This window comes from Pseudomonas sp. LG1E9, from assembly GCF_003290225.1.
GTDB lineage: Bacteria > Pseudomonadota > Gammaproteobacteria > Pseudomonadales > Pseudomonadaceae > Aquipseudomonas > Aquipseudomonas cyclaminis.
Genome location: NZ_CP029983.1, coordinates 5739586 through 5751227, shown reverse-complemented (window position 1 = coordinate 5751227; position 11642 = coordinate 5739586). Strand labels below are relative to the sequence as shown.

Here is an 11642-nt window from a genome sequence, read left to right as displayed (position 1 = left end):
TGATTCAAGCGCGCCGAAATTTACACGATGCTTGTAGGAGAATTCATCATAAAAATGACCAATGACGAAAAAGAAACCAAAAAATGCGAAGCTCCAGCTATCTTTTGAGTCCTTATTGGATTACCCGGCAATAATCGGAACTTAGGGGTGGTGTTGCGGTCGCGCTTGGTGAAGCCGCCCTCATTCAGGGACTCCGCCGAGTATCAGATAAATCCAGGTCGCTTGGTTTAGGGCCGCTTCACGCCCAGCGGGACAAGCCCGCTCACCACAGATGTTCGCAAGCCATCAAAAAAAGTTGTGTGGAATACCTCTTTTTTCTAGGAGGGAGGGCATCCGGGTGTTTTTGAACGGACCGGCGCGCCGTTGATTTCAGGAGGCCTATGCGCCAGCGGCGTTTTAACCCACCGGCTCCATGCCGCTTCCCACCCCCTGTCATGGCTTGCTCCGGCTACATGCACGCTTTGGGAGAGGGGCGAGCCCAGCGCCTGTTGGTAGCTGGCAGCTAAGCCAGCTGGAATAATCGGGTCCTCTTCCCCGATCAGATGACGCTGGGGTATTAAGACGAGTCGATCACGATAGTCCAGCGGGTCCAGTGAACCGTCGAGTGGCGACAGCCCTTTCATCGTCGCCCACAGGCGAGGACTGAGATTGCCGGCAAGGGTTTGCACCTGGGTAACATCACTGCGCTGCGCCGCTAACAATAAGGCGAGAGCGGCGCCACCTGAATACCCCACCAGTTCGAATTCGCAATTGCCGTATCGCCGTTTCAAATCGTCCAGCCCCTGGCTGAGGCGGGTGACCACTTCCTGGGAAAATCGTCGATGGGTCCAGAGTGCTGGTTGGCAGGCTGCGGTCATCAGGAACTGGCAGGGGCGTGCCAGGTAGGCATTCGGTGTTGGATCACTGACCGCCAGCCGGGGCACTAACAGATGGTGCGGGCTCGGATCCAGGCTGGGTTGAGTGGCGGTCGCCCACGCATGGCCATCGCCCTCCAGGTAGACACGCAGACGCGTCGTCCTTTCTGCAATGCGTGGCGCAAGTATGAGGAGGGGGAAGGCATGCCCCGGCAGGACCTCCAATTGCTGGCCGTGTTCGTCAGCCAGTTGTTGCAGTGCCTCGCGCGGCGACTGGCAGGCGATTAGAAGCGCGCTGACCATCACTATCGAGGCTTTATAGAAGCCGGTCAGTGTTCGGCAACGGGGAGAGTATCTGCTCGTCATATGCGACCTGGGCAATGGAGGCATCGCCATTGAAGGAAGAAACAACTGCCATGTTCAATGAGCGCCAAAGGCTGATATCAAAGAAACCCTGATCGAATCAAATCCGTATCGAACGGTGTTACCCCTTGATCAGGCGCAAACACCGCCTGTGCCTGCTGCGGTGAAGTCACGCGTTCTCCCCGTGCGCGAGCATGTAAATCGAACAGGGTCTCCAGATCTGGCCTAGGAGTATGTACCAAAGCCCGCAGCATCAACGATACCCCACTCAGGTTGTTCTGGACGTTGTTCCACCGCGCCGATGAAGTGAGCCCCAAATCGGCCCAGATCATGCGTCGTTCCTGCACATCCATCACGAATGGCAGGCAGATCGCTGTGTCGGATGTGATATCGATACGGTCGAATACGGAGCGCGGCTCGAATACTTCACCTGACGCCACATCGGCGCGGGCCATCCAGCCCGCGAAGCATTCTGGAAGATCGCAGTACGGTTGTTCGGTGTATGAGTTGATAGACGTGACGACATAGCGGATACCTTTCTTGACGAGCACATCAAGGTCAAGGTCGATGAACTCCGAAGCCCCTTTGGGAGCGTCGACGATGTCGCCGCTGTGGTAGCCGCCGTAACCCTTAAGGTTGTAGTAAGCGACCGTTTCTTTGAACACGAAGTTGGCGTCGAAAAACGCTGCGGACAAGTCGATGTCTGTGCGTCCGCCACCGTTTTTCCACCACAGGAACAGGCGGATGAAGCGTGTCTCTGGCATAGGCAACCGACTGCCCCGCACCAGCGTACGTAGTGACTTCGATGAGGCACGTTGCGCGAGCGGCACCTTGTATTCGCGTAGTGCTGGATCAATGAAGCAGCGGCCCAGTGGCGGTAGCGACGCAAAGCGCGTGACGAGAGCGTCCTCGCAGATTCTGGCTGCACGCGCCACTACATCGCAAGCGAGCGGTTCGCGTCGATCCTTGATGCCATAGATTTTGGCAAGTGCGCCTTTCGGGATGAAGGCCCGCAGGGGCAGGGGGCGCGGCGCACGCAGTAGGGCCAGCAACTGCAGCAGGACAGCTGAAGACACTTGGGCCGCAACCGCCTCGAACGCGTCGAGAACCGACTCGGGTTCCGCCGCACGTCGCAGGGTCGCATCCAGCCGCCGTGCGAATTCGCCAGGACGGCTCTGCAGTATGGGCGTAAGCGCGGCTATGTGCCGCTGGGCAAACAGTGTCTCGACACGTGACCCAAATGAAGCTGGCGCTTCGTTGCGACGTGCTGCTGTGATGGCCGCTAGCGCTTGTGGGTATTTATCGGAGTAGTCGCCCGGGTGCAGTACCTCCGCCAGGCGTTTCCATCGCTCGGCATGGCGCATCACATCTTCTACAGCATTGGGTATTTGGTCGAGCAGGCGCAACAGCAGGCGGCGTATTGATCGCTTCATCGCGGTGAAACGGGTCGAAGCGTTCGCCAGTGACACGTCTGCGCCACTCAGTGCGACAGCGAGTCGTAGCACGTCAGTCGCCGTTTTGACGTTTCGCTCAAGGAACGCGTCCACCCGTGCATCGCCGGCGACATGCAGGACCAGTGCGCCGCCAATCTGTGCACGGATCTCGCGGAACGGGACGACCTCAGGCAGCAGACGGAACACATCGCTTTTGTACTCGCGGATAAACCAGGCGACATCCGCAGCGTCGTCTTCGGAGAGCGAGGTGCGCGCTGAAACCAGCGGCGCGAGCAGTGACTCGAACTCAGAGACGCTCCCCGGTTCGATAACGCGGGATATGAGGTTGCCTTCCAGCAATGCAGGTCGAGAGTGTTCAGCAGGTGGTAAACGCCAAAGCGTCAGGTAGTGCATGACAGCGTTAAGGTACAACTCTGCCTCTGAGGCCTTCAGAACCTGCTCTGGAAAGTCAGGATAAAACGGCTGATGGTGTACATGAGCGCCCGTTCTGCGCCGGAGAACTCCAATAATGTCGACCAGCCAGTGCTTGAGTTCTGTCGCTGACAACGTGCCGATTTGCTCAATCAGAGGCTCTGATAAGACGCATCGGAACGCCGCGACCTCCCGGACAGCCGACGCGACCTGGGCGCGCGTGGCACCGCCAGTGCCCGTCGGGACGTGAACTTTGCTACGGCGACGCAGGAACAGATCCTGATTCATGCTTGATTTTCTCCCTGGCCGCCGTCGTGGACGAGATGCAGCATTGTTCTGCTGATGTAAAAACGCCTGCAAGAAGCAGGCGCGGTGTGGAGAGCGGAACCCCTAGGTCATAGGAGGTTAGAAGGAAGGTGTTCCATAGCCACATGGGCATTCTAGGTTGGGTCGAATCTGTTTGTCAGCTCGCTTCGGATCTCAAAGGTAACAAGCTGCTTCTCCAGGAAAATAAGGAGCGGTAGATGCCGAAGTGAATAAATTTTCGGGCCATGAAACAAGGGAGTTATCCACGGAGCCCTGGCAACGATATCCTCCATGTCTGCCGTAATTCCAATGCCGGAAGCTCGCACTCACCGCCGCGCAATATCCGAAAAATAAAACTTATCCAACGTATGCCGCGACTCGGTGTACTCGAACTGCCTTCCATCCTGCAAAAACGTCTGGTTGCTTACCACGATCACATGGCTTTGGCCGTCGAGGTCGAGGTGTGCCTGGTCGTCCTTGCTGCGCGGCAAGGCTTCGATGGTGCGTTGCGCGTAGCTGATCTGCAACTGCAGCGTTTGCTCGATAAATGCGTAGATCGACTGCTCGGCAATCGCTTGGTCCAGACCGGGGATCAGGTCGGCGACAAAGTGGTTGATGTCGAGAATCACCCGTTTGCCGCCAATGCGCCGTACCCGTTTGATCCGCGTGATCAGGCTGCCGGGTTCGGCTTCGATGTGTTGCTGCAGGGGGCCTTCCAGCGGGAACTGGGTGAATTCGACGACATCAGTGTGTACGTCATCGCCCAGGTCGGCGTGGGTTTCGTGGAAGCTGACGATGCCGCCCAGTTGAAACTCAATCGGGTTGGGGGACAGCACGAACGTGCCCTTGCCGTGGATTTTTTGCGCAAAACCGCGTTCCTGCAACTGCTCGATGGCGCGACGCACGGTGCCACGGCTGGCCTGGTAGCTGTCCATCAATTCGGTTTCGGAAGGAAGGCGCGTACCGCGTTGCAGGCGTTCGGTGGTGATGCTGGCAAGCAGATCCGTGTAGATCTGGTTGTATTTGCTCATGGGGATGGCTCTGTGCCCGACTGTTTGTAAGTGAACTGTGCGTTCAAGGCAGGAACCTTAGTGGCAGCGGTGGGGTTTGTCCATTGACCCTTGGTAAACCCAAAAACGATATTTTCCAAACTCGTACAGACGAGTTGTTGCTTTAACTCGTACAGACGAGTACGTTTGGCGTCGGCGTGCTGCCAATGACTGCCCTCAAATAAAAAAATCAAAGTGGAAACCAAGCATGAGCCACGACTATTCGACGATCGCCCGCGACATTCTTGAGAACCTCGGCGGGCGCGACAACCTTGAGCAAGCCGCCCACTGCGTCACCCGCCTGCGCCTGGCGCTCAAGGACCCCAGCCTGGTCAATAACAGCGCGTTGAACCAGGTCGATCTGGTCAAAGGCTCGTTTTTCACCGGTGGTCTGTTCCAGGTAGTGATCGGCCCCGGTGAGGTGGAAAAAGTCTACGCCGCCCTGCGCGAACAGACCGGCCTCGCCGCCTCGACCATTGCCGACGTGAAGAAAGCCGGCGGCGACAAGACCAACCCCATGCAGCGTCTGGTGCGGGTGTTCTCCGATGTGTTCATGCCGATCCTGCCCGCGCTGATCATTGCCGGCCTGTTGATGGGCATCAACAACCTGATGGGCGCCAAGGGCATGTTCATCGAGGGCAAGACGCTGCTGGAGGCCTATCCGAACCTGGATGGCCTGTGGAGCCTGATCAACCTGATGGCCAACACCTCGTTCGTGTTCCTGCCGGCGCTGGTGGGCTGGTCGGCGGCCAAGCGGTTTGGCGGCAGTGAAATCCTCGGCATCGTGCTCGGCCTGATGCTGGTACACCCGGACCTGCTCAATGCCTGGAACTACGGCAAGGCCGTGGCGGGGCTCGACGGTCAAAGCCTGCCGTACTTCGATATTTTCGGCTGGTTCAAAATTGAAAAGGTCGGCTACCAGGGGCAGATCCTGCCGATCCTGATGGCCGCCTATGTGATGAGCGTGATCGAGAAATGGCTGCGCGCCCGTGTGCCGAATGCCATTCAATTGTTGGTGGTGCCGATCACCACCATCGTCGTCACCGGCGTGCTGGCGTTGGCGATCATCGGCCCGGTGACCCGTCACCTCGGCATCCTGATCACCGAAGGCGTGGTCACCCTGTTTGACCTGGCGCCGATGCTCGGCGGGGCGATTTTCGGGCTGTTGTATGCACCGCTGGTGATCACCGGCATGCACCACATGTTCCTGGCCGTGGACCTGCAACTGATCTCGACCCAGGGCGGCACCTTTATCTGGCCGATGATCGTGATGTCCAACCTGGCCCAGGGCAGCGCTGCGCTTGCGGTGTTCTACATGACCCGCAATGCGCGGGACAAAAGCATGGCCTCGACCTCGGCGATTTCCGCGTACTTCGGCATCACGGAGCCGGCGATGTTCGGGGTGAACCTGCGCTTCAAGTTTCCGTTTTATGCGGCCCTGGTGGGCTCGGCGCTGGGCAGTATTTTCCTGTCGCTGAACAAGGTCCAGGCGTCGGCCATCGGCGTGGGTGGCTTGCCTGGATTTATCTCGATCGTGCCGCAATCCATCGCGATGTTTGTGATCGGGATGGTCATCGCGATGGTCGTGCCGTTTGTTCTGACCTGTGCGTTGAGCATGAAGATTGTTCGGCCTGGTTATCGGGTTGCCTGATCGATTGCTGTCGGGGGCAAGCCCCCTCCCACAGGTTGGAATGCACTACCAACACCCAACCAACTGAAGGACCCCCCATGCACCAATCGGTGATCTACCAGATCTACCCCAAAAGCTTCCACAGCCACGCGGGTAACGCCACCGGTGACCTGCTGGGCATCGTGGACAAACTCGACTACCTCCAATGGCTGGGCGTGGACTGCCTGTGGATCACCCCGTTCCTGCGCTCGCCGCAACGGGACAACGGCTACGACATCAGCGACTACTACGCCATCGACCCCAGCTACGGGACCATGGCCGACTGCGACCTGCTGATCCACGAGGCGGCCAAGCGCGGTATCAAGTTGATGCTCGATATCGTGGTCAACCACACCTCCATTGAGCACGAGTGGTTCCAGCAGGCGCGCAGCAGCCTCGACAACCCGTACCGCGACTTCTACATCTGGCGTGACCAGCCGAACAACTGGGAATCCAAGTTCGGCGGTTCGGCCTGGGAATACGAGGCGCAAACTGGCCAGTATTTCCTGCACCTGTTCGACCACACCCAGGCCGACCTCAACTGGGACAACCCCAAGGTCCGTGCCGAGGTGTTCAAGTTGATGCGCTTCTGGCGTGACAAGGGCGTGGGCGGCTTTCGCCTGGACGTGATCAACCTGATCTCCAAGCCTGCCGATTTTCCCGAAGACACCAGCGACGGCCGTCGCTTCTACACCGACGGTCCCCACGTGCATGAATACCTGCAAGAGATGCACCGCGAAGTCTTCGAAGGCCATGACCTGATCAACGTCGGCGAGATGTCGTCCACCAGCCTGGAACACTGCATTCGTTATTCAAATCCTGCGTCGAAAGAACTGTCGATGACCTTCAATTTTCATCACCTGAAAGTGGATTACCCGAATCTGCAAAAGTGGATAAAGGCCGACTTCGATTTCCTGCAACTCAAGCGGATTTTCTCCGACTGGCAACTGGGCATGCAGGCCGGTGGCGGCTGGAATGCGTTGTTCTGGTGTAACCACGACCAGCCGCGTGTGGTTTCGCGTTTTGGCGACGACGGCGAACACCGCGTGGTCTCGGCCAAGATGCTCGCTACGGCGCTGCATTTTCTCCAGGGCACACCGTTTGTGTACCAGGGCGAAGAGTTGGGCATGACCAATCCGGGCTTCGAGCAGATCGAGCAGTACCGCGATGTGGAGACCCTCAACATCTATCGCCTCAAGCGCGATGCCGGTGAATCCCAGGCGTCGAGCATGGCGGCGATCATGCAGAAGTCCCGCGATAACGGGCGCACGCCGATGCAGTGGAATGCACGCGCCAATGCCGGTTTCAGCACGGGCGAGCCATGGATCGGTCTCCCGGCGAATGCCGCGCAGATCAACGTTGAGCACCAGCTCGATGATCCCGATTCCGTGCTGCATCACTACCGCGCGCTGATCACCTTGCGTCGTCACGAACCGCTGATCCAGGAAGGCGTCTACCGCGAACTGCTGCAGGACCATCCCCAGGTGTGGGCGTACCTGCGCGAGGGCCAGGGCGAGCGGCTGCTGGTGCTGAACAATTTCTATGGCAAGCCCTGCGCCATTCAGCTGCCTGACGACGTGATCGGCGCGGCAAGTGAGCAACGCCTGCTGATCAGCAACTACCCCGATTGCCCGCTGCGAACGGCCTCGGTCGTCCTGCGTCCCTACGAATCGTTCGTGCTGCATCTTAAGGACTAAACCCGGAACTCCCGTGGGGGCGCAGGGTGCTTCAAAAAACATAATAAAAATATCGGAGTGCTTCATGAAAACAACAATAAAGCTGGGCCTCGTTGCATCCTGCCTGAGCCTGCCTCTCGGCGCTCAGGCCCTGGAATTTGCCGGTTACTTGCGCAGCGGCGCAGGCACGTCGACCGGCAGTGGTCCGCAGCAATGTTTCCAACTGCCAGGGGCGCAATCCAAATACCGTCTGGGGAACGAATGCGAGCAATACGCCGAACTGGAACTGCGCCAGGACTTGCTGACCCTCGATGATGGTTCGGTGTTCAGCGTCGATGCGATGGCCTCGCTGTACAACAAGTACGACCGCGAGCTGAAATTCCAAGGCGAGAACAACGGCTCGGCGCGCATGCCACAGATGTATGCGCAGTGGTCGAACGTGCCCGCCCTCAACGGCGGTTCGCTGTGGGCCGGTCGGCGTTACTACAAACGTAACGACATCCATATCTCCGATTTCTACTACTGGAACCAGAGCGCCACCGGCGGCGGTATCGAGGACGTGCTGATCGGCGACCTCAAGTACAGCTACGCCATTTCGCGCAAGGACAACCTCTACCAAAAGGAATACGCCACCCGTCACGACTTCAACGTCGCGGGCTTCAAGACCAATCCTGGCGGTGAGCTGGAACTGGGCTTGAGCTATATCGAGAAGGCCGGTGGCCGCGATACCAACAGCGGTTGGGCGTTGACGGCGCAGCATGTGCAAAAGCCTTTCCTGGGGGGCAAGAACAAGTTCGCGTTGCAGTACGGCGAAGGTCCTGGCACCGGCCTGGGTTACACCGGTAATACCTTCCTGGATAACAGCAGCAAAAGTTATCGCGCGGTGGAGTTTTTCGATTGGCAGGTCACGCCGCGTTTCGGCGGGCAGGTCGAGGCGGTGTACCAGAAAGATATCCGCCCCGGCGGCCAGGACCAGACCTGGATGTCCCTCGGCGTGCGCCCGGCGTATGCCATCAGCGAACAATTCAAACTCGTCACCGAACTGGGCCACGATCAAGTCGACGCCAGCGGCGGCACGCGCAAGCTGAGCAAATTCACCTTCGCCCCGACGTGGTCGCCCAAAGGCCCGGATTTCTGGGCACGGCCGGAAGTGCGCTTGTACTACACCTACGCCACCTGGAACGAAGCGGCCAAGCGCGCAGCGAATGAACTGGCGGCGGGGTCGGCATTGTCCGACACCGGGTCGTACGGCACCGCACGGCATGGGTCGAATTTTGGTGTGCAGGTCGAGTACTGGTGGAAGTAATCCTTCTTCTGCTCAATGATTTTTACCGAACAAAACAGCAGGTGACGTCATGATCCCATCGAAACCCTTGGAACTGCTGGCGCCCCTGTCCGGGGTGCTGCTGGCGCTGGATCAAGTGCCCGACCCGGTGTTCGCCAGCCGCATGATCGGCGACGGCCTGTGCATCGATCCCACGTCGCAGACCCTGTGCGCACCATTGGGCGGGGTGGTCAGCAATATTCAGGACACCGGGCATGCGGTCAGCATCACCGACGACGACGGCGTGCAGGTGTTGATGCATATCGGCCTGGACACCGTGAACCTGGCGGGCAAGGGCTTCACCCGATTGGTCGAGGAAGGCCAGCGGGTCGAGGCCGGCGAGGCGCTGATCGAATTTGATGCCGACTACGTGGCGCTCAATGCCCGTAGCTTGTTGACCCTCATGCTGGTGGTCAGCGGCGAACCGTTCACCCTGCTGGCCAGTGGCGTGGTTGAAAGCGGCCAGCCGCTGCTGGCGTTATCCCCAGCGCAGGCGCTTGACGTGGCAAACGAGGAGGAGGGCGATGCGCTGTTCTCCAAACCGCTGAGCCTGCCCAACGCCAATGGCCTGCATGCACGCCCGGCGGCGGTGTTTGCCCAGGCGGCGAAGGGCTTTAACGCGAGCATTTACCTGCACAAGCAAACCCAGAGCGCCAACGCAAAATCCCTGGTGGCAATCATGGCGCTGCAAACTGTGCAGGGCGATACCTTGCAAGTGAGCGCGGCGGGTGATGATGCCGAGGTGGCGATCAAGGCCTTGGTGGAATTGTTGACGCAAGGCTGTGGCGAGACGATCGCGGTACCGGCTGTGGTGGTTGAACCTGTGGTGTCGGCGACGGTATTGCGGGGTGTGTGCGCATCGCCGGGTTCGGCGTTTGGTCAGGTGGTGCAGGTGGCGGAGCCTGACCTGGATATCCCTGAAAAGGGCGCGGGCGAAGAGGCCGAACGTGCCACGTTGGCGCACGCGCTGCGGGCTGCCACCGAAGCGCTGCAAACCTTGCAGGCCAAGGCTGTCGGCAGTGCTCAGGCGGAGATTTTCCGCGCTCATCAGGAACTGCTCGAAGACCCGACCTTGTTGGAACATGCCCATGGCTTGCTCGCCGAGGGTAAGAGCGCGGCGTTTGCCTGGCATGGCGCCACCGCTGCCACGGTCAAGTTGTTCCAGGGATTGGGCAATGCGCTGATCGCCGAGCGGGCAGCGGACCTGGCCGATGTTGGCCAGCGTGTACTCAAACTGATCCTGGGCATTGAGGACCGCGCCTGGGATCTGCCCGAGCGCGCCATTCTGATCGCCGAGCAGCTGACCCCGTCGCAAACCGCCAGCCTCGACAGCCAGAAGGTGCTGGGGTTTGTCACGGTCGGCGGCGGTGCGACCAGCCATGTGGCAATTCTCGCCCGTGCCCTGGGCCTGCCGGCGATCTGCGGTGTACCGGAGCAGGTGCTGGCGCTGGCGAACGGCAAGCAGGTCCTGCTGGATGCGGATAAAGGCGAGCTGCACCTGGCGCCGAATCTGGCCGAGATCGAACGGTTGGACCTGGCTCGTCAACAACAGGGGCTGCGGCATCAGCGCGATGTGGCGCAGGCTGCGTTGCCCGCCATCACCCGCGACGGTAATCACGTTGAGGTCACGGCCAACGTCGCTTCGTTGCAGGAGGTGGAGCAATCTCTGACCCTCGGCGGTGAAGGCGTCGGCCTGCTGCGTTCGGAATTCCTCTATCTCGACCGCAACCGTGCGCCGAGCCCGGAGGAGCAGGCCAGCACCTACACGGCCATCGCCCGCGCCCTGGGTACTGAGCGCAATCTGGTGGTGCGCACCCTTGACGTGGGCGGCGACAAACCGCTGGCCTACGTGCCGATGGAGGCCGAAACCAACCCGTTCCTGGGCTTGCGCGGTATTCGCCTGTGCCTGGAGCGGCCGGCGCTGTTGCGCGAACAGCTGCGTGCGATCCTCGCCAGCGCCGGGCTTGCGCGGCTGCATATCATGTTGCCGATGGTCAGCCTGCTGTCGGAACTGCACCTGGCTCGCAGGATTCTCGAAGAGGAAGCGCTGGCATTGGGGCTGAGCGAACTGCCGAAGCTGGGGATCATGATCGAAGTGCCCTCGGCGGCGTTGATGGCCGACGTGTTTGCGCCCCATGTGGATTTCTTCTCCATCGGCACCAACGACCTGACCCAATACACCCTGGCCATGGACCGCGACCATCCACGGCTGGCCAGCCAGGCCGACAGCTTTCACCCGGCGGTATTGCGCTTGATCGCCACCACGGTAAAGGCCGCTCATGCCCACGGTAAATGGGTCGGCGTATGCGGCGCGTTGGCGTCCGAAGCGCTGGCGGTTCCGCTGTTGATCGGGCTGGGGGTGGATGAGTTGTCGGTCAGTGTGCCGTTGATCCCGACCATCAAGGCCACCGTGCGCGAGCTCGACCTTGCCGACTGCCAGAGCATCGCCCGCCAGGTGCTGAGCCTGGAAGAGGCCGCCCAGGTACGCGAAGCCTTGCGTGACTTTCAAACAGCTACCGTTGTGCTGGAGAACTGA

The 11642-nt window shown here is 59.9% G+C and carries 7 protein-coding genes; 4 read left to right on the top strand and 3 right to left on the bottom strand.

The features are described from left to right. Positions 1 to 317 precede the first annotated feature (317 nt). From DNK50_RS26315 to treR, 3 genes are all read right to left on the bottom strand, one after another. Positions 318 to 1220 carry an alpha/beta hydrolase gene (locus DNK50_RS26315; protein WP_371929461.1) on the bottom strand — a complete coding sequence of 301 codons (903 nt, stop codon included), beginning with the start codon at positions 1218 to 1220 and terminating at the stop codon, positions 318 to 320. Positions 1221 to 1297: 77 nt separating this feature from the next. After that, on the bottom strand, positions 1298 to 3370 hold the full coding sequence (locus DNK50_RS26310) for a TerD family protein (protein ID WP_112196653.1): 2073 nt from the start codon (positions 3368 to 3370) through the stop codon (positions 1298 to 1300). 344 nt (positions 3371 to 3714) lie between these two features. Beyond that, positions 3715 to 4419, bottom strand: coding sequence for a trehalose operon repressor (gene treR, locus DNK50_RS26300; protein ID WP_099585597.1), 705 nt, complete (start codon positions 4417 to 4419; stop codon positions 3715 to 3717). 226 nt (positions 4420 to 4645) lie between these two features. Here treR and treP point away from each other — a divergent pair, with 226 nt between their 5' ends. The 4 genes from treP to ptsP all read left to right on the top strand — a co-directional run bounded on the left by treP (position 4646) and on the right by ptsP (position 11642). Then, the gene (gene treP, locus DNK50_RS26295) at positions 4646 to 6088 is read left to right on the top strand and encodes a PTS system trehalose-specific EIIBC component (RefSeq protein WP_112196651.1); all 1443 of its coding nucleotides are present in this window, start codon (positions 4646 to 4648) and stop codon (positions 6086 to 6088) included. 77 nt (positions 6089 to 6165) lie between these two features. Next, positions 6166 to 7803: an alpha,alpha-phosphotrehalase gene (treC, locus tag DNK50_RS26290; RefSeq protein WP_112196650.1), complete on the top strand. Its 1638-nt coding sequence runs from the start codon at positions 6166 to 6168 to the stop codon at positions 7801 to 7803. Between the two features lie 64 nt (positions 7804 to 7867). Continuing rightward, positions 7868 to 9088, top strand: coding sequence for a carbohydrate porin (locus tag DNK50_RS26285; RefSeq protein ID WP_112196649.1), 1221 nt, complete (start codon positions 7868 to 7870; stop codon positions 9086 to 9088). A 49-nt stretch (positions 9089 to 9137) separates the two neighbouring features. Further along, entirely contained in the window at positions 9138 to 11642 is a 2505-nt protein-coding gene (ptsP, locus tag DNK50_RS26280) for a phosphoenolpyruvate--protein phosphotransferase (RefSeq protein WP_112196648.1), read from the top strand.

What these genes read in the sequence shown, in the direction of transcription:
- DNK50_RS26285 (WP_112196649.1), top strand. Translation starts at nt 7,868, where the DNA reads ATGAAAACAACAATAAAGCTGGGCCTCGTTGCATCCTGCCTGAGCCTG.
- DNK50_RS26310 (WP_112196653.1), bottom strand. Translation starts at nt 3,370, where the DNA reads ATGAATCAGGATCTGTTCCTGCGTCGCCGTAGCAAAGTTCACGTCCCG.
- treC (WP_112196650.1), top strand. Translation starts at nt 6,166, where the DNA reads ATGCACCAATCGGTGATCTACCAGATCTACCCCAAAAGCTTCCACAGC.
- DNK50_RS26315 (WP_371929461.1), bottom strand. Translation starts at nt 1,220, where the DNA reads ATGACGAGCAGATACTCTCCCCGTTGCCGAACACTGACCGGCTTCTAT.
- ptsP (WP_112196648.1), top strand. Translation starts at nt 9,138, where the DNA reads ATGATCCCATCGAAACCCTTGGAACTGCTGGCGCCCCTGTCCGGGGTG.
- treR (WP_099585597.1), bottom strand. Translation starts at nt 4,419, where the DNA reads ATGAGCAAATACAACCAGATCTACACGGATCTGCTTGCCAGCATCACC.
- treP (WP_112196651.1), top strand. Translation starts at nt 4,646, where the DNA reads ATGAGCCACGACTATTCGACGATCGCCCGCGACATTCTTGAGAACCTC.